The sequence below is a fragment of the Cognatiyoonia sediminum genome (genome assembly GCF_900129845.1).
GTDB lineage: Bacteria > Pseudomonadota > Alphaproteobacteria > Rhodobacterales > Rhodobacteraceae > Cognatiyoonia > Cognatiyoonia sediminum.
In genome coordinates this window covers 146,862-168,166 of record NZ_FQXB01000004.1, presented here as the reverse complement: position 1 = coordinate 168,166, position 21,305 = coordinate 146,862, and the positions used below count along the sequence as shown (strand labels likewise).

Sequence of the window (21,305 nt, the reverse complement as noted above, 5' to 3'; positions counted from 1 at the left end):
GTCGAGAGTTTTCTTTCGATTGTTCCCTTGTCTCGCCCTGAATGGCCTCCATTCTCTTAGCCGTAGGTTAAGGCGATTCTGATGCAAACCATCTTGTTGACGGGCATTACCGGTTACATCGCGAAACACATAGCGGCACAACTCCTCGATGCGGGCTATGCCGTGCGTGGGTCGATGCGATCCATGAAGCGTGTGCAAGAGGTGAACGCGGCGATTGCTATAGGGGTATCTGATCCAAGCGTTCTGACACGGCTCAGCTTTTGCGAATTGGACCTGTCGAAAGACATCGGCTGGAACAACGCTGCGATGGGGGTGGATGCAATCATTCATACCGCCTCTCCTTTTCCGATGACGGCCCCCAAAGACGAAAACGAACTGATCAAGCCCGCAGTTGACGGCATGATGCGCGCCATAAAAGCAGCAGCGGAGGCTCAGGTTGATCGTGTCATCATCACGTCCTCAACAGCTGCCATTTCCGGTTCACCACTTCCGCAAGGCAAAGAAGCATATGACGAGGCTGATTGGACTAACACGGAAGAGAAAGGCGTTGGCGCTTACGCAAAATCCAAAACTTTGGCGGAACGGGCCGCTTGGGACTTTGCCGAAACGCAAGCCCCTCAGATCAAACTGACGTCGATCAATCCCGGCTTTGTGCTCGGCGCGCCGCTTGATACGCAATATGGCACGTCGGTCGCCGTCATAGAGCGCATCCTGCGCGGCAAAGATCCGATCGTGCCCGATATTGGCTGGAACTCCGTTGGAGTCAAAGACGTGGCCGCGTTGCATGTCAAAGCGCTTCAGGATGACGGAAGCATTGGTCAGCGCATTATGGGTGTAGATCGATTTGTCGCCTTCGTGGAATTAGCAGAGTGGATCAAAGCGGATTACCCAAATCGCCGCATCGCGACAAAGGTTGCGCCGCATGCGCTGATCAAGGCGCTCGGTCTCTTTGACCCGGCTGTGAGAGAGATCACGTCGCAACTTGGCGTGGTTCAGAAGGCTGATAACGCGAAGGCGACAGAATTGTTGGGCCGAGAGCTTTCAGACGTGAAGGAGAGCGTTTTGGAAACCGCGCGTTATCTCGTCGAGAAAGAAATCGTGTGAGGTATTTCTCGCTGGCTGTGCCGGTTCTTCTAGCGGCCTGCAATGAAGACGAGACAGTGTCGGGATACGTCGGCGACAGCACGATTTTCGCGCTTCAGTCCATCAACGAACAACCATTCCAAGCGAGCGCCACGATTGATTTGTCAGAAACTGGAAAAGTATCTGGCGAAGGGCCCTGTAACAGTTACTCCGCCGAACAATCCGCTCCCTACCCTTGGTTTGACCTCGGACCGATTGCCGCGACCGAACGCGCTTGCGAAAAATTGCCCGCGGAAGGGACGTTTTTTCAGGCGCTCGAGAGAATGACTATCGCCGAGGTCAACGGCCCGATCTTGATCCTGACCAATGACGCCAAGGAAGAAATGGTGTTTGAGGCGAATTAGCCGCGTTTCAACGCGTCGATCAATCGCATTCGGGCGGCAGGCATTTTGGCCCCACCTAAGCCAGCCAAAACTTTATGTTCGATAAAGTACCCCGTGACATCGAGCGCTTGGAGAATGTCTTCCGCTTCCGCCTCGCCTTCGCCTTTCAGTACAGCGGGCAAAGGCAGCAAGCGGTCGGCCCATTCTCCCGCTCCATCCGTACTGACAGCGCGGCCTGTTTTGGGGGAAATGAAACTCAGCCCCTCTGTCGCGCCCGTCACGGCACAAGAAGATAGATCTAACGCAAAGCCCAAGTCCGACAGAACCTGAATTTCCCATTGCACATAGGCCAATGGCCAAACCTCGGCGTTCGGCAAGAGGTCCAATAGCCGCTCGGTCTGCACATAAAGATCAGAATGAGGTTCCCGCTCCGGCAAGACGACAGATAGCAAACCACACACCGCGTTTAACCCAGCCAAAGCCAAACGGCCCGACATCGCCTGCGCGGTTCTGCTGCGCAACAGTTCGACGGTCAGGCTACCCAGATGCTCCGACAGACGCGCTTTCCAATCTGCTTGTAACTGCGCCCCCGGCTGTAACATCGGTGCCAATTTTCGAGAGGTCCCGCCACGGATCACTCCGGCATAGCGACCCTGATTTTCGGTAAACACCTCTGCAATGACCGAATTCTCGCCAAAAGGCTTTACGGAAAGCAGAATACCTTCATCGCGCCATTGGATCATGGGCCGCCCTCACTCCAGCCCATCTTCGCCAAGCAGGTGCCGCCCCTCGCGATCTTCCACTTCGATCACCCAAAGGTCAGGGTCAAATCCGCACTGTTTTTGGATCGAAGTATCGACGGCGCTTTCGTCCCCCTCGCTCAAGACAACCCATGTGCGTTCGCCCGACATTAGATCGAAAGACCGTTGATAGCAGCAGGCTTGGCCGTCGAGGGTGTTCATCTTAACCAAAACGGCGCCCGCAGTCGCATCGCCCTTGGCCACAACAAAAGCCGGGATTTCAAGGAGGCTCAGCCGCTTGATGTAGGCGGAAACCCAGATTTCCGCAGTCAGCCTCACGCGTTGCCGTCCTTAAAGTCGAGGCCCATTTCGGAATACCGCTCTGCATCCTCCAACCAATTCGGACGCACCTTCACTTGCAGGAACAGATGGACACGACGGCCGAGGAATTCTTCCAATTCTTCCCGCGCGGCTTTGCTGACGGCCTTGATCGTTTCGCCCTTGTTGCCAAGAACGATCCCCTTGTGCCCATCGCGCATCACGTAAATGAGCTGGTCGATTTTGGCCGATCCATCCTTCCGCTCTTCCCAATTCTCTGTCTCCACAGTCAATTGATAGGGCAGTTCCTGATGCAGACGCAGGGTCAACTTCTCACGCGTCATTTCTGCCGCGATCATCCGTAACGGCAAATCAGCAATCTGATCCTCAGGATAGAGCCACGGTCCTTCTGGCAATTCTTTCGCCAACCACGCCCGCAAATCTTCGCACCCATGGCCTTTTTCGGCGGAGATCATGAATGTCTCCATAAAATCGAAGGCCTCATTCAATTCCTTCGTCAGCGCCAAGAGCTTTTCGGTCGGCACCTTGTCGATCTTGTTGATCGCGAGCGCGATCTTTGCGTTGTCCGTCCGTTCATTCAGGCTTTCCAAAATCGCCTTCACGCCCGCTGTGACACCGCGATGCGCCTCCACCATCAACACGACGATATCGGCATCCGCTGCCCCACCCCAAGCGGCGGCAACCATCGCGCGATCCAAACGACGACGGGGACGGAATAGGCCCGGCGTATCGACAAAGACCAGCTGTGCATCCCCTTCCAACGCTACACCCCGAATGCGCGCGCGCGTGGTTTGCACCTTATGGGTCACGATAGAGACTTTCGCACCCACCATCCGGTTCAATAACGTGGACTTGCCCGCGTTCGGCTCTCCGATCAGGGCCACAAAGCCGCAGCGAGTGTCGGTCATTTTGTCAGTTCCTCTAACAGGGCTTTCGCAGCCGCTTGTTCCGCTTGTCGTTTGGAGCCAGCGGTCGCGCGTTGGGATGGCCCCGATTTCAAGCGCGCCTCAATGGTGAAAACCGGCTGGTGATCCGGTCCAGATCGCGCAACTTCCACATAACTCGGTGGCGGTTCGCCCTTCCCTTGCGCCCATTCCTGAAGCGCGGTCTTGGGGTCACGGGCATCGTCTGCCACGTTGTTGATCCGGTCGCCCCAAAGGCGCAAGATCGTCTGCCGTGCAACGTCGAACCCAGCGTCTTGGTACACAGCCGCGATCACAGCCTCCATTGCGTCGGCCAGCAACGCTTCTTTCCGACGCCCGCCCGATTTCATCTCAGACCGGCCCAGTTTCAGAACCGCGCCAAGATCAATCTGGCGCGCGACATCGGCGCAAGCCTCTTTACGCACCAGTGCATTAAACCGTGGTGCCAACTGACCTTCGGTTGCTGCGGCGTCTGCGGATAAAAGCGCTTCGGCCATGACCAAACCCAGGACACGGTCGCCCAAAAATTCTTGCCTTTGATTGTCGTCGCGATGCGCAGACACCATCGAGGAATGAGTCACCGCCCGCACCAAAAAGGACGGGTCGCGAAAATCATACCCTAGACGTGCCTGAAAGGCTGACAGGTCAGAGGATAGCTTCACTCAATTGCCTTGAAGTAACGATCACTGCGCCATGTCCAGAACGCAAACATGGATCGCCCTGCGCTTGAGAACATGATGCGATCCGCGCGGCCAACGAGGTCTTCACGCGGGACAAATCCAACACCGCGCGCGGCTTGTGGCACCCGGCTGTCTGTTGAGTTGTCCCGGTTATCGCCCATGAAGAAGAAATGACCTTCAGGCACAGTGAACACACCCGTGTTATCACCGCTACTGTCGGTGATGTTCAAGATCGAATGCGCGCGGCCATTTGGCAGCGTTTCGATAAAGCGCTCTTTGACACAAGCCGCGCCCTCACCCACAGCACCGTTGCTGCAGCGAGGCGGAATGCCTTGCGGACCCTGTCGGGTCCAAGGCTCAACAAAATCCTCGACCTGTTCGACCTCGACCGGCTCATCATTGATGTAGAGCAAGCCATCGACCATTTGGATGCGATCGCCCGGCAAGCCAATCACGCGCTTGATGAAATCAACACCCGTCACTGGATGGCGGAACACTGCGACATCGCCGCGCTCAGGATCGGAGCCAAAAAGACGCTCGTTGTCACCTTCCAAGAACCCGCAAAAATCGTCTGCACCTATGCCCAAGAATGGGATCGATGGGCACGACGCGTAGGAGTAGCCGTAGGCCATTTTGTTCACGAACAAGAAATCACCAATGAGCAAAGTGTCTTTCATTGACCCAGACGGAATCCAAAATGGCTGAAAGAAAATGGTTCTAAACACACCGGCGATCAACAACGCCCAGACGACCGTCTTAATCGTCTCGACAATACCGCCGAGGAAACCATTGCTTTCTGACATGTTCCAAGTCCTTTGAAAGGTTTTGAGCTACATGAGGTCACGGGTGCGCCAAGTCAAGCAACTGCTCAGTCTTCAGTGGGCAATGCTTCGATCAAAACAAAGGCTTGGGCCCATGGATGATCGTCCGTCAATGTCACATGGATCGTAGCTGTATGACCCAGAGGAGTCATCTCATCCAAGCGTTGTTTGGCCCAACCTGTAACTTCCATCACTGGCTGACCCGTACGCAGATTGCTCACGGCCATATCTTTCCATGAGATCCCCATGCGCAAGCCAGTGCCTAAAGCCTTGGAACACGCCTCTTTCGCCGCCCAGCGCTTTGCGTAGGTTCCAGCGACATCTTTACGGCGCTCAGCTTTGCGTTGCTCGCTCTCAGTAAAGACGCGATTTCGAAAACGATCTCCGAACCGATCCAAGGTTCCTTGGATGCGCTCTATATTCGCGAGATCGGTCCCAATACCCAAAATCATCAGACGAGCCTTGAGGTTAGAATTTTGAAGCCAGCGTATCCAAACATGGCTGCAAACCCGCCTTCGATCCAACGTCTCAAGCGAACATAAATCGCGATGGCACCTGATGTCGAAAACAGCAGACCATAGCTCAAAAAAACGATTGCTGAGACTAGGAACAGAAGGAAGAGAGCCGTCAAAATATCTTGGATGCCTGATCCGGGTGGCATCACAACCGCGAACATCGCCCCCAATGCAAAGATCGCTTTGGGATTGGTGATGTGGATCAAGAACCCTTTCAAGAAATGCCGGCTTACCGACGCTTCATTTATTGTTCCGATCTTCATAGGTTTGTCTTGCAGAGCGGAGCGAGCCGCTTTGAGCCCAAGAAAAAGTAGATACCCGGCGCCAATGTAGCGGATGATTTCGACCAACCGGCCATGCGCCAACATTATCGCGCTCATCCCGAAGGCCGCGGCAATGCCCCAAGTCACCGACCCAGCGAGCACACCGGATGCCGTCGCCAAACCCGAAATCCGACCCTGTTGCATCGCCGCGCCTGCAATCGACAGCGTCGCCGGTCCCGGTGACGCACCGGCAAGCGCCCACGCGAGGAGGACAAAGCCAAATGTGGCGTCGATCATGCGCGCGCCTCATCCATGATGCGGCGCATTTCTCCAATGGCGTCAGGCAAACCACGGAAGATCGACTCCCCAATGAGAAAATGCCCGATGTTGAGTTCTTTTACCTGCGACAAAGCAGCGACGGGGGACACACACCCATAGGTCAACCCATGGCCAGCGTGCACCTCAAGGCCCAAGCTATTTGCGAAAGCAGCCATCTCTGTCAATTTCGCAAGCTCCAGATCTCGCAGATCAAAGTGACCTTCGGCATGCGCATCACAATAGGCACCAGTATGGAGTTCGATCACTTCTGCCCCGATCCGAGACGCCGCTTCGATCTGCGCTTGGTCGGCAGCGATAAAGATTGAAACCCTGCATCCAGCGTCTCTGAGCGGTGCGATGTAGTGCGCAAGAGAGTTCTCTTCCCGCGCCACTTCCAAACCACCTTCGGTTGTCCGCTCTTCCCGCTTTTCTGGAACAATGCACACCGCATGAGGTTTGTGGCGCAGCGCAATTTCCTGCATCTCAGCCGTCGCAGCCATCTCGAAGTTCAATGGAACCGTCAGCGCATCCATCAATGCTTCAATATCGGCGTCGGCAATATGTCTGCGATCTTCACGAAGATGTGCCGTAATCCCATCAGCACCAGCTTCTTCCGCCATTTTGGCAGCCCGCACCGGATCAGGCACAGCGCCGCCGCGCGCATTGCGGACAGTCGCGACGTGGTCAATGTTCACACCCAGACGAAGTTCATTCATCATCCGATTCCTTCTGAATTTGTGCTTAATCTAGACAGTTCAGCCGCGACGACCAGCGCGAAATTCTATTGGTTGTTGAGCTTGCTCAGTTTTTCACGAAGGCGTTTGCGGCGACTATTTTGGTAAGCCGCTACAATTGGGACGGTCACATAGTAAGCGACAATTCCCGCGATCGTACCCGGGATAATGGAACCGATCATGAACGGATAAAACGTCTCGTTGTAAAAGACGATCAGACTGGACCAGTCAGCCTCCGCATCGGTAAAGGCAGCAAGGAAATTATACCAAAGATCGCTGAGTGCCGTTGAAAACTGACAACCAAGTCCGCACTCAATTTGACTAGGCTCTTGCAGCAAATCCTCGTCCATATTCGAACCAAGCAGCAAGTGACCCGTCGTCAAAGACGCCCAAGCGATTGGTACATAGGTCAACGGATTGCCAAAGAACGTGCCCATAAGCGCCGCAAGGATATTCCCGCGAAGCAGCTTCGCTAAAAGGGCGGCAACAACGAAGTGCAAACCAAAGAAAGGCGTGAAACTCGTCGCAACACCAGCCATGACGCCACGCGCAATCTTCTCAGGCGTATCGGGAAGGCGCCGGACGCGATGCTTTACGTATTCGAATGCACGACCCCACCCACCTTTTGGATAGATGAATTCAGCTGCGATCTGCCAGATCGGTCGTCTGTCGCGACGCTTAAAAACCAATCTATGCGTTCCTTACGTTTCTTTGACCCCAGCCAGCGAAGGATCTTGTTTCCGCTTCACCCTGCTGACCGCGCTTTCGGCTTCAAGTGCTGTCATGACGCGGTGGAGGTGTTCGGTATCACTTAGGTCTACATCGACCAAAAGGCGATAGTAATCTGGTTTTCGGTCAATAAACTCTAGATTCGAAATATTGGCGCCCTGTTCCCCGATCAAGGAACAAATCCGTCCGAGCACGCCTGTTTCATTGCTGATCGCCACGTCAATAGTGACGTTGTTTACAGCCTTATGGTGCCCCTCCTGCCAACGCAAATCGACCCAGCGTTCTGTCTGGTCTTCATACTGCACCAGCGCCTCGCAATCGATCGTGTGAAGTTCAACGCCTTGGCCACGGAACGTAATGCCAACGATGCGTTCACCGGGAATTGGCTGGCAACACCGCGCCCTGCGATGGGTTTGATCCGAAGGCAAACCAACAACCGCACGGACGCTGTCAATTTCGTCATCATGCTTGTCAGCCAGCTTCGGATAGAGACTTGTCACGACGTCACGCGCACTCAACTCCGCGCTGCCGAGCCGAACAAGCAGTTCATCAACAGATGGCAATGCAAAGGTTTTGGCCGCTGTGGATAGCGCCTTGTCGCTGACTTTCTTACCGACATTCTCAAATGCCACTCGCGCAAGCTCGTGGCCAAGCCGGATGAAACGCCCGCGATCTTCTTCCCGAAGTGACTTCCGGATCGCCGCTTTGGCGCGCCCCGTGACAGCAATATCAATCCAAGTTGCCTGCGGTGTCTGACCTTCGGCCGTGATGATTTCGATACTTTGACCGTTCTTAAGCCGCGTCCAAAGTGGGACTCGGATACCGTCGACCTTCGCGCCAACACAGGCTGAGCCAATGCGAGTATGAATAGCATAAGCAAAGTCGATAGGTGTCGCACCGCGCGGTAGTTTGATCACGTCACCCTTGGGCGAGAAGCAGAACACTTGGTCAGTGTACATCTCAAGCTTGACCGCTTCGAGGAATTCGCCGTGGTCTTCATCATCCTCAAAACGCTCTGTCAGGGAGGCGATCCAATGCACGGGATCAACAGCGAACTGGTTCTCAACCCGTTCACCATTGCGATAAGACCAATGCGCCGCAACCCCAGTTTCCGCCACTTCATGCATTTCGCGCGTGCGGATCTGAACCTCTACGCGTTTGCCATCCCGGCCAGAAACTGTCGTGTGAATTGAGCGGTATCCGTTGGACTTTGGCTGACTGATGTAGTCCTTGAACCGCCCAGGAACCGCACGCCAGCGTTGGTGGATGGCACCAAGTGCGCGATAGCAATCAGCCTCTGTCGCCGTGATAATACGGAAGCCGTAGATGTCTGATAGGCGGCTAAAGCTTTGCTGCTTTTCTTCCATCTTGCGCCAGATCGAATAAGGCTTTTTCGCGCGGCCGAAGACCTCAGCCTGAATATGTCCTTTTTCCAACTCGATCCGCATGTCCGCAGTGATCTTCTGGACCACATCACCGGTTTCACGTTGCAACGTAATGAAGCGACGAATGATCGAGTTGCGTGCTTCTGGATTCAGAACGCGAAAGGCAAGGTCTTCAAGCTCTTCGCGCATCCATTGCATACCCATGCGCCCAGCTAGAGGCGCGTAAATATCCATCGTCTCTCGCGATTTCTGCACCTGTTTCTCATGCCGCATCGCCTTGATCGTACGCATGTTGTGTAGACGGTCGGCAAGCTTCACCAATGTCACGCGCAAATCGCGGCTGGTCGCCATAAAGAGCTTGCGAAAGTTCTCGGCCTGTTTCGTCTCAGCGGAGTTAAGTTGAAGATTGGTCAGCTTGGTAACACCATCAACAAGATCGGCGACTTCGCGACCAAACCGCTTTTCAACCTCTGAAAAAGACGCCTTAGTGTCTTCGATGGTGTCGTGCAGCAAGGCGGTGATGAGGGTGGCATCATCCATTTGCTGTTCAGCCAACAACATCGCAACCGCGACGGGATGGGTAAAGTAAGGCTCACCCGACTGGCGGAATTGACCGTCGTGCATCTGCTCACCAAACGCGTAAGCGTCGGCAAGCATCGCTTCGTTCGTACGAGGATTGTAGGTGCGGACCAGCGCGATCAGATCATCAGCTGTGGTCATAAAACCCCGCCACCTTTTGGGGATTGGCGCTTAGCGCTGCCCCTGTGCTTCCATCAATGCACGCAGCAGGTTTTCTTCGGACATATCGTCCTCTGCTGGTTTGTCAGATTCGGCACCCATAAGAAGCGACATGCTGTCTTCTTCTGGCTCATCAACCTCAATCTGATGCTGGTTCGCTTCGATCAGACGCTCACGCAGGTCATCAGCTTGCTGTGTTTCGTCTGCAATCTCACGCAAAGACACAACAGGGTTTTTGTCGTTGTCGCGATCGACAGTGATCGGAGAACCGGCAGAGATTTCGCGCGCGCGGTGTGCCGCCAGCATAACCAGCTCGAACCGGTTAGGGACTTTATCGACGCAATCTTCTACTGTGACGCGGGCCATTGTCGAGCTCCAATAAGCAAAATCTATCAGGAAGCCTTGCACATAAGGGCAGTTTGTCGAAATGACAAGCGAATTCAGTCCCTAGTTCAAAGGCTTTACGCTTTGTAAATCCTCAGGTGAAAGGGCATCGCGGAACGTGGTCAAAGTCTTGCCAAGGATCGGATGATGCCAGTCCGGCGCGAGGTCGCAGAGCGGAACCAATGCGAAACTGCGTTCATGGACCCTTGGGTGAGGTAAGATAAGCTGTTCAGGCGCCAATCGCATTTGTTCATCGAGAGGCAGATTTTCCCATTTGGTCCATGTCTCCGCGTCTGGAGCAATCTCTTGATCCATTGCAATCAGGTCCAAATCAAGCGTCCGTGCGCCCCATCGTACCTCACGCGTGCGCCCGGCATCTGATTCGATCTGATGCAGTTCCGAAAGCAGTTCATGCGCCGACAAGTCGGTCTCGAAGGTAAAAGCTGCATTGACAAAATCTTGACCCGCTCCAGCCGGGAATGCTGGCGTCTGATAAAGACGGCTCAATACCAGATCGGAGCCAAGGCGCGTTTTGAGCATTTCCACCGCCTTTTTGATCGTCCGCGACGGATCACCCCAAATTGACGTCGCGTTAGCTCCGGCGCAAACAAGGGCTCTTCCCACTGGAACCTCACTTTTGAAAGGTTGTTTCATGTCACAAATCTATTACAATAGACCTGCTTTGCGAATTTAATACCACTCACACTCACGGACTAGCAAAGCGATACATCGGAAGGACTTTTTATGTTTTATCGGGATGAGCGATTGGCGCTCTTCATCGATGGATCAAATCTGTATGCGGCGGCTAAGTCGCTAGGGTTTGACATCGACTACAAATTACTCAGGCAGGAATTCATGCGCAGAGGCAAGTTGCTTCGGGCGTTCTATTACACAGCCCTGCTCGAGAATGACGAATACTCTCCAATCCGCCCGCTGGTCGATTGGCTGCACTACAATGGTTTCTCCATGGTGACGAAACCTGCGAAAGAATACACCGACAGCATGGGCCGCCGTAAGGTGAAGGGCAACATGGACATCGAGTTGACGGTCAACGCGATGGAACTGGCGCCACATATCGACCATGCAGTGATCTTCTCTGGTGATGGCGATTTCCGGCCTTTGATCGAATCCCTTCAACGCCAAGGCGTTCGGGTATCTGTGGTATCGACCATTCGCAGCCAGCCCCCAATGGTTGCTGATGAACTGCGCCGCCAGTGCGACAACTTCATTGAGTTGGATGAATTGCGTGATGTCGTTGGCAGGCCTCCTCGGGAACCAAGGGAAGAGCCAGCTGCCGAACTGGAAAACGTAGAATAAATTGAGGGGCGCCATTTGGCGCCCCTTGTAATATGGCCTACTAGACGTAAGCCGCCGGTTTGATTACCTCTTATGCGTCTAATGAGGGCCCGGAATGACCAAGCAAAGCCTTACCCTATACCTCGCAGCACCGCGCGGATTCTGCGCTGGCGTCGACCGAGCGATTAAGATCGTCGAAATGGCTTTGGAAAAATGGGGCGCGCCGGTCTACGTCCGCCATGAAATCGTCCACAATAAATTCGTGGTCGATGGGCTGCGAGACAAAGGTGCTGTTTTTGTCGAAGAGCTTTTAGAATGCCCCGATGATCGCCCTGTTATCTTTTCCGCCCACGGCGTTCCCAAAGCAGTGCCCGCAGCGGCGGCCAAGCGCGAGATGATCTACGTCGATGCCACCTGCCCCTTGGTTAGCAAGGTGCATATCGAAGCCCAACGCCATTCGGACAACGGCCTGCAAATGATCATGATCGGCCACGAAGGCCATCCTGAAACGATTGGCACCATGGGGCAATTGCCGGATGGCGAAGTGCTATTGGTCGAAACGGTCGAAGATGTCGCCACGGTTGAGGTACGCGATCCAGAACGGCTCGCTTTTGTCACTCAAACCACCCTTTCGGTGGATGATACGATCGACATCGTCAAAGCCCTTCAAGAGCGTTTCCCTGGGATCGTTGGCCCTCACAAAGAGGATATCTGTTACGCGACAACCAACCGGCAGGAAGCCGTCAAAGCCATCGCGCCAAAGTGCGATGCGATTATGGTGGTGGGTGCACCTAATTCGTCGAACTCCAAACGACTTGTCGAAGTGGGCGCGCGGGCAGGCTGCGACTATGCGCAGTTGGTCCAACGCGCGACGGATATCGATTGGCGCGCGCTTAATGGCATTAAAAGCATCGGGATCACCGCAGGCGCATCTGCGCCGGAAGTTCTGATCAATGAAGTTATTGATGCCTTCAAGGATCGCTACGACACCACGGTTGAGATCGTTGAGACTGCGGTGGAAAACGTCGAATTTAAGGTGCCAAGAGTTCTGCGCGAACCAGCCTAGCGGTACAATCGCCATACTACGGAAAACCTGACTGTTCAGAACAATCGTTTTCGTGAACTCTTTTCCAATGTGAAGGAGAACACGACCATGAAGTACCTTTTCCTTAGCTTAGGACTAGCGAGCATTGCTGCCTGCGGAAGTAGCCCGTCAGGACCAAGTACACTCAACTTGGTTTCAACGCCTACCGGAACGGGCAGTTTTGCCGTAAGTTTCAACTCCGGCGCAGACATTTACACAGTCGAAATCGAAGGCGACATGGACCTACTGGTTGGCGATCCTGCGCTCGATCTCAACACGTTCGACCGATCCAGCAATCCCATCAGCGGCACGGGAATGTATGCAAGCATTGGCGATCAGTCTTCGGTTAGCCTTTTGCAAACTGAGGGTGCGATCAACCTGACTGCAGCACAGTATCAACGCCTAACCGCTGGCCCAGTCGCTCAATCGGGCGTCGTGAACTTGTCCGGAAACTACATCGCCTTTCTGACCAATCCCGTAGACGACACACTGACGTTCATAGCGAATGGTGACGCCGCGCTAACAGTAATCTTGAACAATGCCACGGTGTCCGGCGAAGTCACGAACCGCATCCTTCGAAATAAAGACACCATTGTGCCGATCGGTACAACACTCGCTGACCTGACATTGAACTCAACAAACCTAAGTTCAAACGGCACATTTTCTGGCAGCACAAGCGGCGGCGGCTTTGCTGCATCAACTGTGACTGATGCCAGCTACCAAGGTTTGATCGCGGGACCCAATTCAGAGGAGGCCGTCGGCGTAGTGACACTTCGTCACCTCACAGCGGCAACTATTGATGAGACAGGCATTTTCGCCTTCGGTCACTAAACGACAAAAGCCGCCCCGATTTGGAGCGGCCTTTACCAGAATTCTCTAAGGTTGGCTTACGCCATCGCTGCCTTCGCTTTGCCGACGATCGCAGCAAATGCTTCCGGCTCATTCACAGCGAGGTCGGCAAGAACCTTACGGTCCACTTCGATGCCAGCCAATGTCAGACCGTTGATGAACTTTGAATAGTTCAGGTCAGCATCAACCGCGCGAACACCTGCGTTGATCCGCTGAATCCACAGGGAACGGAAGTTCCGCTTGCGGTTATGACGGTCGCGAGTCGCATATTGGTTGGCTTTGTCGACAGCCTGCTTGGCGACTTTGAATGTCTTGGAGCGACGGTCATAATAACCTTTGGCAGCGTCCAAAACTTTCTTGTGACGGCGATGAGTTACGGTTCCACCTTTAACGCGCATATCTCTGTCCCCCTAATTAACGAGCGTAAGGCATCATCGGCTTGATGATACCTTCGTCAGCTTTGCAAAGGGTGGTCGTGCCACGCGCATTGCGGAGGAATTTGTTTGTGCGCTTGATCATGCCGTGGCGCTTACCAGCTTGTGCCGCCACCACGCGGCCCTTGGCCGTCACTTTGAACCGCTTTTTGCAGCTCGATTTTGTCTTCATCTTTGGCATTTCCGTCTCCTACATCAGGTCGGTCGTTTCGCACGACTCGGCATGCCATACTGGCCGGCCGCGCGGGTTCAGAAGCGCCGTATAGAAGGGAGTCGCCTGTAAAGCAAGCCCGATTTAGTTTGTATATCGGGCAATCACGTTCGCGAACACATCTGGGATGCTCGCGAGCGAATATCCCGTCGGTTTTTGCAAGACTGCATAGCCGATCATCAGCGCGCTAATGATCAATAGCAAAGCAGGTGTTCGCGGTGCCCGCCCGTCCAATATCGCACTCACCACCGCAGGCAATATGAGCACCCCCAAGCAGATGCCTAGGACAAACAACAAGTCCAAATCCAACATGGTCGACCCTCCCCAAGATTGACCTTTGGAGGACGCTACTCTGGATCAGATGGGTAAATCAACTTCTCGTCGCAGGGCGCCACGCGGAGAATATTGGTCGAGCCGGGTGTATTGAAAGGAACACCAGCGGTGACGACCACTTTATCCGCATTTGTTACCATGCCTTGCTCTTGGCTTGCTCGAACTGCCGCAATAACAGCGTCTTTAAAGCGTGCGACGCTGCCGACTACCGCACAATTGCAACCCCAAGATAGGCAAAGCTTACGTGCGGTCCCAACGTAGCTTGTCAAAGCAACAATCGGCACACGTGGGCGCTCACGAGAAACGAGCGCCGCTGTCGTTCCAGATTGCGAGAAACAGCAAATCGCTTTGATATCTGTCGTCTCCGCGATTTCACGCGCTGCGGCCACAATTCCATCCGCAACTGAAGTTCGTTCCGCGGTTCTCGATGCCTCAATGATGTTTGTGTACGTAGGATCGCTCTCAACTTCCATCGCAACGTTGTTCATGGTTGTGACGGCTTCGATCGGATAGCTGCCCGCCGCAGATTCAGCTGAAAGCATGATGGCGTCTGTGCCTTCATAGATTGCAGTCGCGACATCGGAAACCTCGGCCCGGGTCGGCATTGGGCTTTCGATCATGGATTCCAACATCTGGGTCGCAACGATCACTGGCTTCGCTGCTGTCCGACATTTGCGCACCAACTGTTTCTGAATGGGCGGTACGTTTTGGACAGGCAATTCGACACCCAAATCCCCGCGCGCAACCATGATGCCGTCAGATGCTTCAAGGATGTCATCAAAGGCTTTCACAGCCGCCGGCTTTTCAATCTTCGAAAGGATGGCAGCCCGCCCCTTCGCAAGCTTTCTGGCCTCTTCTACGTCCGCAGGGCGCTGAACGAAGGACAAAGCCAACCAATCGACACCCAGCTCACAGACGAATTCAAGGTCTTTGCGATCTTTCTCGGAAAGCGCGGCCAAGGGCAACACAACGTCCGGCACGTTCACACCCTTGCGGTTTGAAATCGTGCCGCCGACCACAACTTCGCAATCCGCGAATGTCGCGCCACAGTCTTTGACACGTAGCTTGATCTTGCCGTCGTTCACCAGCAGGTGCGCACCTGGCTCCAAAGCGTCAAAAATTTCTTTGTGCGGCAGACACACACGGTTCACGTCGCCATCTGCTTCATCAAGATCCAAGCGGAACGACGCACCTTCAACGAGTTCTTCAGCGTCATTCGCAAATTTACCAACACGCAGTTTCGGCCCTTGAAGGTCGGCCAAAATTGCAATCGGGCTTTTCAGGTCTTCTTCAACCTTGCGAATGATCTCATGCCGAACTTTGATCTCAGCGTGATCGCCATGGCTCATGTTAAGGCGGAAAACGTCGGCGCCGGCCTCATGCAGAGCGCGGATCATCTTATAGTCGTTAGATGCAGGGCCCAAAGTAGCGACGATTTTTACATTGCGATCGCGTTTCATAAATTAATCCTTCGAATCGGCTTAGATCGCCGTTAGCGGTAACAGTTATGTTTGCGCCCTTATTGCGCAATTCCCATTAGCCTACAACTGACCTAAAGCAGTTCTCAGAGGGAATACGACAAAAATGACCGAAACTGTGTATCATATATTCAATCAGGCCAAGACAGGGCGATGGGTTCTGACCTGCGATCATGCCTCAAACCGTGTGCCGAACTGGGTGAACGGCGGTGATCTTGGCTTACCCGCTGAAGATATGCAGCGGCATATTGCCTTCGACATCGGCGCGGCGGGGGTAACGCGGCATCTATCTGAGTTGCTAAACAGCCCCGCAATCCTGTCGGATTTCTCTCGGATCGTGATCGACCCCAACCGAGGGCACGACGATCCCACGCTGATGCGCAAGATCTATGACGGGTCCATCATTCCCGCCAATCGCGATGCTACAGTGCAAGATTTGCAACGCCGCAAAGATGAACTTTACTTCCCATATCACGCTGCAATCGCTGAAACCGCGACGAAGGTGGAAAACCCTGTGATCTGCGCGATCCACAGCTTCACGCCGCAACTACAAAATCAGCCCAAACGCCCTTGGGAAATCGGCATCCTCTATGCCAAAGACGCCCGCCTCGCGACGCCGCTTATGGATGCTTGCCGCGCTGTTGGGTGGTGCGTTGGTGATAACGAGCCTTACAATGGCGATCTGCCCGGCGATGCGATCGACCAACATGCCTTGCAACATGGCCGCCCAAACATTTTGATCGAACTGCGCAACGATTTGATTGCCGATGATGCCGGTCAACGCTTGTGGGCCGAACGGCTTGCCCCCATCTTAACTGAAACACTCGCCGCAACAGGATTGTAGACGTGACAAAAATCGACGCCCAAACGCAAATCGAACTCGAAGCCGCAGCCTTTCGCCGGTTGCAAAAGCATCTCATGGAAGAGCGCACCGACGCGCAAAACATCGATATGATGAACCTCGCAGGCTTCTGCCGGAATTGCCTCAGCCGTTGGTATCAAGAAGCCGCGAACGAGCGCGGGATTGAGATGTCAAAGGACGAAGGGCGCGAGGCGTTCTATGGGATGCCTTTCTCAGAGTGGAAAGAGAAGTATCAGACCGAGGCCTCGCCAGAGGCAAAGGCGGCTTTTGACAAAAGCCACTGACCTCCAACGCTTTAGCGTGGAGGTGTCTTCCCTCTCGCCCGCATAATCAAGCTGACCCGTGGCGTGGTTCCTGTCTCCGGACGTGACCGGCTGCGCAGTACGGGTGTGTTTTCTGAAGCATCAGTCCGGCTCTCCCGCAGTACGATGTAAAGGCCTGACGCGATGATGATCCCTGCCCCAATGGCCGTTGGTGCATCGATGATCTCGTCAAAGAACAAAAACCCATAAACGCTGGCCCATAGGATCTGCGAATATTGCATTGGCGCGATGATCGCGGCCTCACCGGACTGATAGGCAACAATAATCATCCGGCTAGCCGTCCATGCGAATAAGGCGACAATCCCAAGAAGTCCCAAATGCTCAATGGGCATAGGTTCGTAGACCCATGGCAACAACGCCGCCATCACCACAAAGTTCACCACCATAGGGTAAAGGAGCATGACAACGGGACGTTCCTCTGCCCCAATCTTACGCACGACAATCGCGGCGACCGATCCGCCCAGCGCAGCAGCAAGAGCAGCAAGATGGCCCAGTGTAAGCGGTTCTGCGCCAGGCCTCAGAACGACCAAAACTCCGCACAGGCCCACCAAAACAGCGATCCAACGCCGCAGCCGAACCCGTTCCCCCAGCACAGGAATCGCAAGGACGGTAATGATCAAAGGCGAGGCGAAGATAATCGCGTAGGTTTGCGCCAGCGGCAGAACAGAAAAAGCGTAGAAGGCCGAAACGCCCGTCACCACAGCCGCCATTGTACGCAGCGCCAACCACCACGGATGCCGCGGGATGAGCGTGTCTGCGGTCGTGTCTCTCATCAGCATAACCGTGGCCAACGGAAAGCTGAGCAGAACGGAGAAAAACACCACCTGAATAGGCGAATAGGTTCCGCCAAGGATCTTGATGATCACATCATGGGTCGAGAAAACAGCAAAGGCGGCCAAGGCAAATAATGCGCCCCGAACATTCGGTGACATGATAAAACGTCTCAAACTATGGAGTTGCGCACAAAAAGACCCATTCCGAAGAATGGGTCAAGCTGTTCTTAGCTTTAGCGTCGATCAGAGAGACGCGTCGAGTGCTTCGAGGATCACGTCACCCATTTCGGTCGTGCTGATCGGCGTCCCACCTTCTGGCCCCATCAGATCGCCCGTGCGTGCCCCGTCTGCCAAGACCTTTTCAATCGCCGCTTCCAGACGATCCGCTTCGGCGCCTTCATCAAAGGAATAGCGCAGCGCCATCGCAAAGCTGAGGATACAGGCAATTGGGTTTGCTTTGCCTTGACCGGCGATGTCCGGCGCAGACCCGTGAACGGGTTCATACATCGCTTTTGGACGACCATTTGCCATTGGCAGGCCAAGCGACGCGGAGGGCAGCATGCCCAAAGAACCCGTCAACATCGCTGCACAGTCAGACAAAATGTCGCCAAACAAGTTGTCTGTCAGGATCACGTCAAACTGCTTTGGCGCGCGCACCAACTGCATCGCGCCGTTATCGGCATACATATGCGACAGCTCAACATCTGCATAATCGGCCTGATGCACTTCATTCACGACATCTCGCCAAAGAATACCGGATTCCATGACGTTGGCCTTCTCCATCGAACAGACTTTGTTGTTCCGACGGCGAGCCAATTCGAAAGCAGAGCGTGCCGCACGCTCAATCTCAGCCTCGGTATAGCGCTGGGTGTTGATACCAACGCGCATGTTGTCTTCGACATGAATGCCGCGCGGTTCGCCGAAATAGACGCCCGAGGTCAATTCGCGGACGATCATGATATCAAGGCCAGCAACGATATCTTTCTTCAGCGAAGAGAAATCCGCCAGCGCGTCGAAACACTGTGCAGGACGCAGGTTCGCAAAAAGGTCCATTTCTTTGCGCAACCGTAGCAAACCACGCTCTGGCTTCACGCTGAAATCAAGGTCGTCATAGGCAGGGCCGCCAACCGCGCCGAGCAGTACTGCATCGACCTTTTGCGCTTTCGCCATTGTGTCATCGTGCAAAGGAACGCCATGCGCATCATAAGCCGCACCACCGACAAGGTCTTCGAACACGTCAAATGTCAGGTCGCGCTTGTCACCGTACCAACCGATGATCCGCTTCACCTGTTCCATGACTTCAGGGCCAATGCCGTCGCCAGCAAGGATCAAAAGGGATGGGTTCGACATGCGCTATTCCTTCGCGAAAACTGTTTGGCGTGGCCTAGCGGTTTGCGCATCTGGGATCAAGATGCGCACCGTGAATCCACGTGGTTCAGTCGCTCTTCAATGAAATCTCGGCCCAAACCAATCGATGTGGGCCCACGGCTTCGACCAGCGCAGCGTCAACGTCTTCTCGCCCCGGCCAAAACACACCAGCCTCAAGTACCGACCAACCCGCACTCGGCAGCACATAGCTGACCCTGAGATTTCCGGGCGAGGGTCCGTCCCAATCCACCGTGTCCAAAGCAGGATCACCTGCATGGCTTGAGTCAGCGTTTTCATGTCCACCTGTGGATCGGGGTTCGGTATCGATCAGGTCTGGCGAAGCGAGAAGCTCTAACATCTTTTGATGGTGCCCTTCGCCATCGATTGGATCGAGGTTCGCGTTGAATGCCAAAACGAAGGGGACCTCTATGTCAGCAATCATCTCCCGCCAATGCGCCAGTTCCGCAGCATTTCGATACCCGTTTCGGTCTTCTGGGCCGTCAAAAACCGGAGCGGTGGAAGCGCTGGTCAGGATGGCAAAAGGATCATCGGGGTGATCGATCCAAGCCTGCACGTGAGCCGAGGTTGAAACTGGAAGTGCACCTAGCAAATGCGCATCTGTCATGTCGGGCAAAGACGCGTTTGGCACATCTGCCCATAACGTATCGGTGTCTACCGAACTCTTCTCAAGGTCGATCGCCCAACGGCTCAAAACAGCGACGCCGCCATCGCCCCAAAAACGACCATAGCCAACGGCATCTTCGGGTTCGCCCAAGCGCTCATCTTGATCAATGTCTATGCCACTCGGGCGACCACTATTAGGGCGCGGGGCATAAGCGAAAGGCAGCATGACGCCGTTTTCGTCCAACAGCCTTTGGAAAGCCGATAGAGCTAGACCATCAGCGTCATAGTCGAAATTTGTCAACGCAATGACGTCAGGCTGAACCACGCCGATAAGCGCGACAACCGCCGTCACCTCCCGCTCCCTCGCCTCAATGTCTCGGAGTAACAGGCCCGGGCCATCTCTTGAAAGTGGCGCGTGAAAGACGGCCACTTTGATCGGTTCTGAAAGACAAATATCGGGCAGAAGCGCCAGTGCTAGGCCGGCAGCATACCGTCGGAAACAGCCTGTGCGTATGCCTTTTTGCGCTGAGTATGGATCAGCTGCGCAACTCTGTTGAGCGCCACGCCACGCATCAGAAGGCTTGCAGGAAGGAAGGCCCATGCGGTGATCATCCACAACATCGTTTGCGGGTTGCTGATGTTGACCGAGCCACCAAAGAGCGTCACCAGCTTCACAACAGCTGGGATCACAAAGGGCAGCAGGAACCCTAAAATTAGGTTAACGCCGCTGTCTTTATTCAGCCGCGCGACAACGTCCCCACCTGCAGTTGGGTCAAATCTTGGAAGGTTGACCCAGACATTAAATGTCCCACTACGACGTGGCCATCGCTTCAGGCGAAGCATGATAACGAAGATCGCAATCGAAAGCAGCGAGATCAGATAAGCCAAACCACCCGACATGCGCAGTGCTTCGATGGTGGCTGCATTGGTGTCTGGCGGCATCATAAGAACCAAAAGACGCACCGGTGAGAATGGGAAATCCATCGACTCCCCAATCCTCTGTCCGAGAACCTCAAGTAATTGCGCGGCCAAGTTCGTCTGTACGGCGTCACTCAAGACAACGCTGAGGATTCCGACTGTGATGAAAAGCGCGAAAAAACGAATGCGATTGAACGGCGGAGCATCACGAAACTCGACAATGCTTGGGCTGGCGCCTGCGTATTCAACCAAGGTGAAGAACGCAGCACACATTGCAATCAACAAGACCACCAGAGATCCGTCGGAGCTTGCCAAGGGCAAGAACACCGATGGTACCACGATCAGTAGCACCACGAGAAACGCACGAAATAGTGCACCTGGCAGTCGCGAGAACACTGCTTAAACCCTCTTCCCGGGCAGACACGATACGTTGCCGAGCCTTTGTCCCGAATTGATCCGGCGCTTTTTGTCCGGTTGCCTCATTGTTGTCATATTTCTGCCCACTTTCAGAAATCCTCGCAAGTGCGGGTTAATTTTCACGAAAAAAACAAGGCAGTTTTGGGACAATGGTGGTGCAGCATTGCAACCATTTCGGCACAACCATGTGTCTCCCTTGGGTGAACACACAACATGTTGGTATTGGGGGCTTTTCTGAACCAGATATTGAAATGGCACTGGTTCCAAAAATAGAAGCAATTTTGCGGATTGCGCCCTATT

Annotated in this window: 27 protein-coding genes; 7 read left to right on the top strand and 20 right to left on the bottom strand. The window is 54.3% G+C overall.

Going from position 1 to position 21,305, the window contains the following annotated elements; all coding sequences use genetic code 11:
* The first annotated feature begins 81 nt into the window (after window positions 1–81).
* Complete coding sequence (locus tag BUA85_RS13100) at window positions 82–1,104, top strand: NAD-dependent epimerase/dehydratase family protein (protein WP_072901809.1); 1,023 nt, start codon at window positions 82–84, stop codon at window positions 1,102–1,104.
* A complete protein-coding gene (locus tag BUA85_RS13095) occupies window positions 1,101–1,487 on the top strand; it encodes an META domain-containing protein (RefSeq protein ID WP_072901807.1) in 387 nt (128 codons plus the stop codon). Before BUA85_RS13100 ends, BUA85_RS13095 begins: the two co-directional genes overlap by 4 nt.
* Here BUA85_RS13095 and recO read toward each other — a convergent pair.
* The 12 genes from recO to folK all read right to left on the bottom strand — a co-directional run bounded on the left by recO (window position 1,484) and on the right by folK (window position 10,689).
* Window positions 1,484–2,206, bottom strand: coding sequence for a DNA repair protein RecO (gene recO / locus BUA85_RS13090; protein ID WP_072901916.1), 723 nt, complete (start codon window positions 2,204–2,206; stop codon window positions 1,484–1,486). The genes BUA85_RS13095 and recO overlap by 4 nt on opposite strands.
* A 12-nt stretch (window positions 2,207–2,218) precedes the next feature.
* Entirely contained in the window at window positions 2,219–2,545 is a 327-nt protein-coding gene (locus tag BUA85_RS13085; protein ID WP_072901805.1) for a DUF1491 family protein, read from the bottom strand.
* Window positions 2,542–3,453 (bottom strand): GTPase Era, encoded by a 912-nt coding sequence (gene era / locus BUA85_RS13080; protein WP_072901803.1) that lies wholly within the window; start codon window positions 3,451–3,453, stop codon window positions 2,542–2,544. Before era ends, BUA85_RS13085 begins: the two co-directional genes overlap by 4 nt.
* Complete coding sequence (rnc, locus tag BUA85_RS13075; RefSeq protein ID WP_072901801.1) at window positions 3,450–4,130, bottom strand: ribonuclease III; 681 nt, start codon at window positions 4,128–4,130, stop codon at window positions 3,450–3,452. The genes era and rnc overlap by 4 nt, the downstream gene beginning before the upstream one ends.
* Window positions 4,127–4,951, bottom strand: a complete 825-nt coding sequence (gene lepB / locus BUA85_RS13070; RefSeq protein ID WP_072901799.1) for a signal peptidase I — start codon at window positions 4,949–4,951, stop codon at window positions 4,127–4,129. The genes rnc and lepB overlap by 4 nt, the downstream gene beginning before the upstream one ends.
* A 65-nt stretch (window positions 4,952–5,016) precedes the next feature.
* On the bottom strand, window positions 5,017–5,421 hold the full coding sequence (acpS, locus tag BUA85_RS13065) for a holo-ACP synthase (protein WP_072901798.1): 405 nt from the start codon (window positions 5,419–5,421) through the stop codon (window positions 5,017–5,019).
* On the bottom strand, window positions 5,421–6,044 hold the full coding sequence (locus BUA85_RS13060; protein WP_072901796.1) for a LysE family translocator: 624 nt from the start codon (window positions 6,042–6,044) through the stop codon (window positions 5,421–5,423). Before BUA85_RS13060 ends, acpS begins: the two co-directional genes overlap by 1 nt.
* Window positions 6,041–6,784 carry a pyridoxine 5'-phosphate synthase gene (locus BUA85_RS13055; protein ID WP_072901794.1) on the bottom strand — a complete coding sequence of 248 codons (744 nt, stop codon included), beginning with the start codon at window positions 6,782–6,784 and terminating at the stop codon, window positions 6,041–6,043. The genes BUA85_RS13060 and BUA85_RS13055 overlap by 4 nt, the downstream gene beginning before the upstream one ends.
* Window positions 6,785–6,846: 62 nt before the next feature.
* Window positions 6,847–7,488 carry a DUF2062 domain-containing protein gene (locus BUA85_RS13050; protein ID WP_072901792.1) on the bottom strand — a complete coding sequence of 214 codons (642 nt, stop codon included), beginning with the start codon at window positions 7,486–7,488 and terminating at the stop codon, window positions 6,847–6,849.
* Between the two features lie 12 nt (window positions 7,489–7,500).
* Entirely contained in the window at window positions 7,501–9,633 is a 2,133-nt protein-coding gene (locus tag BUA85_RS13045; RefSeq protein ID WP_072901790.1) for a RelA/SpoT family protein, read from the bottom strand.
* A 30-nt stretch (window positions 9,634–9,663) separates the two neighbouring features.
* Window positions 9,664–10,017, bottom strand: a complete 354-nt coding sequence (rpoZ, locus tag BUA85_RS13040; protein ID WP_072901789.1) for a DNA-directed RNA polymerase subunit omega — start codon at window positions 10,015–10,017, stop codon at window positions 9,664–9,666.
* 81 nt (window positions 10,018–10,098) lie between these two features.
* A complete protein-coding gene (gene folK, locus BUA85_RS13035) occupies window positions 10,099–10,689 on the bottom strand; it encodes a 2-amino-4-hydroxy-6-hydroxymethyldihydropteridine diphosphokinase (protein WP_072901787.1) in 591 nt (196 codons plus the stop codon).
* Window positions 10,690–10,779: 90 nt separating this feature from the next.
* Here folK and BUA85_RS13030 point away from each other — a divergent pair, with 90 nt between their 5' ends.
* The 3 genes from BUA85_RS13030 (at window position 10,780) to BUA85_RS13015 (ending at window position 13,246) form a co-directional block, all read left to right on the top strand.
* Window positions 10,780–11,352: a LabA-like NYN domain-containing protein gene (locus BUA85_RS13030; protein WP_072901786.1), complete on the top strand. Its 573-nt coding sequence runs from the start codon at window positions 10,780–10,782 to the stop codon at window positions 11,350–11,352.
* 94 nt (window positions 11,353–11,446) lie between these two features.
* Window positions 11,447–12,397 (top strand): 4-hydroxy-3-methylbut-2-enyl diphosphate reductase, encoded by a 951-nt coding sequence (gene ispH, locus BUA85_RS13025; RefSeq protein ID WP_072901784.1) that lies wholly within the window; start codon window positions 11,447–11,449, stop codon window positions 12,395–12,397.
* A gap of 87 nt (window positions 12,398–12,484) precedes the next feature.
* The gene (locus BUA85_RS13015; RefSeq protein ID WP_131802814.1) at window positions 12,485–13,246 is read left to right on the top strand and encodes a hypothetical protein; all 762 of its coding nucleotides are present in this window, start codon (window positions 12,485–12,487) and stop codon (window positions 13,244–13,246) included.
* Between the two features lie 56 nt (window positions 13,247–13,302).
* Here BUA85_RS13015 and rplT read toward each other — a convergent pair whose 3' ends face one another.
* The 4 genes from rplT to pyk form a co-directional block, all read right to left on the bottom strand.
* Entirely contained in the window at window positions 13,303–13,662 is a 360-nt protein-coding gene (gene rplT / locus BUA85_RS13010) for a 50S ribosomal protein L20 (protein ID WP_072901780.1), read from the bottom strand.
* 16 nt (window positions 13,663–13,678) lie between these two features.
* Window positions 13,679–13,879, bottom strand: coding sequence for a 50S ribosomal protein L35 (rpmI, locus tag BUA85_RS13005; protein ID WP_072901778.1), 201 nt, complete (start codon window positions 13,877–13,879; stop codon window positions 13,679–13,681).
* Window positions 13,880–13,993: 114 nt separating this feature from the next.
* Window positions 13,994–14,221, bottom strand: a complete 228-nt coding sequence (locus tag BUA85_RS13000) for a hypothetical protein (RefSeq protein WP_242649067.1) — start codon at window positions 14,219–14,221, stop codon at window positions 13,994–13,996.
* 35 nt (window positions 14,222–14,256) lie between these two features.
* On the bottom strand, window positions 14,257–15,702 hold the full coding sequence (pyk, locus tag BUA85_RS12995) for a pyruvate kinase (RefSeq protein WP_072901777.1): 1,446 nt from the start codon (window positions 15,700–15,702) through the stop codon (window positions 14,257–14,259).
* 124 nt (window positions 15,703–15,826) lie between these two features.
* On the opposite strand from pyk, the gene BUA85_RS12990 reads away from it, so the two are divergent.
* Together BUA85_RS12990 and BUA85_RS12985 are read left to right on the top strand one after the other, a co-directional pair.
* Entirely contained in the window at window positions 15,827–16,564 is a 738-nt protein-coding gene (locus BUA85_RS12990) for an N-formylglutamate amidohydrolase (RefSeq protein WP_072901775.1), read from the top strand.
* Between the two features lie 11 nt (window positions 16,565–16,575).
* The gene (locus BUA85_RS12985) at window positions 16,576–16,866 is read left to right on the top strand and encodes a DUF1244 domain-containing protein (protein WP_072901914.1); all 291 of its coding nucleotides are present in this window, start codon (window positions 16,576–16,578) and stop codon (window positions 16,864–16,866) included.
* 11 nt (window positions 16,867–16,877) lie between these two features.
* On the opposite strand, the gene BUA85_RS12980 is transcribed toward BUA85_RS12985, so the two are convergent.
* The 4 genes from BUA85_RS12980 to BUA85_RS12965 form a co-directional block, all read right to left on the bottom strand.
* Complete coding sequence (locus BUA85_RS12980; RefSeq protein WP_072901774.1) at window positions 16,878–17,837, bottom strand: DMT family transporter; 960 nt, start codon at window positions 17,835–17,837, stop codon at window positions 16,878–16,880.
* 84 nt (window positions 17,838–17,921) lie between these two features.
* Window positions 17,922–19,028, bottom strand: coding sequence for a 3-isopropylmalate dehydrogenase (gene leuB, locus BUA85_RS12975; RefSeq protein WP_072901772.1), 1,107 nt, complete (start codon window positions 19,026–19,028; stop codon window positions 17,922–17,924).
* An 85-nt stretch (window positions 19,029–19,113) separates the two neighbouring features.
* Entirely contained in the window at window positions 19,114–20,100 is a 987-nt protein-coding gene (locus tag BUA85_RS12970; protein ID WP_341350630.1) for an endonuclease/exonuclease/phosphatase family protein, read from the bottom strand.
* A gap of 44 nt (window positions 20,101–20,144) precedes the next feature.
* Window positions 20,145–20,984, bottom strand: coding sequence for a hypothetical protein (locus BUA85_RS12965; RefSeq protein WP_072901770.1), 840 nt, complete (start codon window positions 20,982–20,984; stop codon window positions 20,145–20,147).
* Window positions 20,985–21,305: the final 321 nt, after the last annotated feature.

Coding starts and splice junctions, on each gene's coding strand:
- BUA85_RS13060 (WP_072901796.1), bottom strand. CDS start 6,044: ATGATCGACGCCACATTTGGCTTTGTCCTCCTCGCGTGGGCGCTTGCC.
- BUA85_RS13030 (WP_072901786.1), top strand. CDS start 10,780: ATGTTTTATCGGGATGAGCGATTGGCGCTCTTCATCGATGGATCAAAT.
- BUA85_RS13055 (WP_072901794.1), bottom strand. CDS start 6,784: ATGATGAATGAACTTCGTCTGGGTGTGAACATTGACCACGTCGCGACT.
- acpS (WP_072901798.1), bottom strand. CDS start 5,421: ATGATTTTGGGTATTGGGACCGATCTCGCGAATATAGAGCGCATCCAA.
- BUA85_RS13045 (WP_072901790.1), bottom strand. CDS start 9,633: ATGACCACAGCTGATGATCTGATCGCGCTGGTCCGCACCTACAATCCT.
- lepB (WP_072901799.1), bottom strand. CDS start 4,951: ATGTCAGAAAGCAATGGTTTCCTCGGCGGTATTGTCGAGACGATTAAG.
- pyk (WP_072901777.1), bottom strand. CDS start 15,702: ATGAAACGCGATCGCAATGTAAAAATCGTCGCTACTTTGGGCCCTGCA.
- BUA85_RS12990 (WP_072901775.1), top strand. CDS start 15,827: ATGACCGAAACTGTGTATCATATATTCAATCAGGCCAAGACAGGGCGA.
- folK (WP_072901787.1), bottom strand. CDS start 10,689: ATGAAACAACCTTTCAAAAGTGAGGTTCCAGTGGGAAGAGCCCTTGTT.
- BUA85_RS13000 (WP_242649067.1), bottom strand. CDS start 14,221: ATGTTGGATTTGGACTTGTTGTTTGTCCTAGGCATCTGCTTGGGGGTG.
- ispH (WP_072901784.1), top strand. CDS start 11,447: ATGACCAAGCAAAGCCTTACCCTATACCTCGCAGCACCGCGCGGATTC.
- era (WP_072901803.1), bottom strand. CDS start 3,453: ATGACCGACACTCGCTGCGGCTTTGTGGCCCTGATCGGAGAGCCGAAC.
- leuB (WP_072901772.1), bottom strand. CDS start 19,028: ATGTCGAACCCATCCCTTTTGATCCTTGCTGGCGACGGCATTGGCCCT.
- rpmI (WP_072901778.1), bottom strand. CDS start 13,879: ATGCCAAAGATGAAGACAAAATCGAGCTGCAAAAAGCGGTTCAAAGTG.
- BUA85_RS13100 (WP_072901809.1), top strand. CDS start 82: ATGCAAACCATCTTGTTGACGGGCATTACCGGTTACATCGCGAAACAC.
- BUA85_RS12980 (WP_072901774.1), bottom strand. CDS start 17,837: ATGTCACCGAATGTTCGGGGCGCATTATTTGCCTTGGCCGCCTTTGCT.
- rpoZ (WP_072901789.1), bottom strand. CDS start 10,017: ATGGCCCGCGTCACAGTAGAAGATTGCGTCGATAAAGTCCCTAACCGG.
- rplT (WP_072901780.1), bottom strand. CDS start 13,662: ATGCGCGTTAAAGGTGGAACCGTAACTCATCGCCGTCACAAGAAAGTT.
- BUA85_RS13015 (WP_131802814.1), top strand. CDS start 12,485: ATGAAGTACCTTTTCCTTAGCTTAGGACTAGCGAGCATTGCTGCCTGC.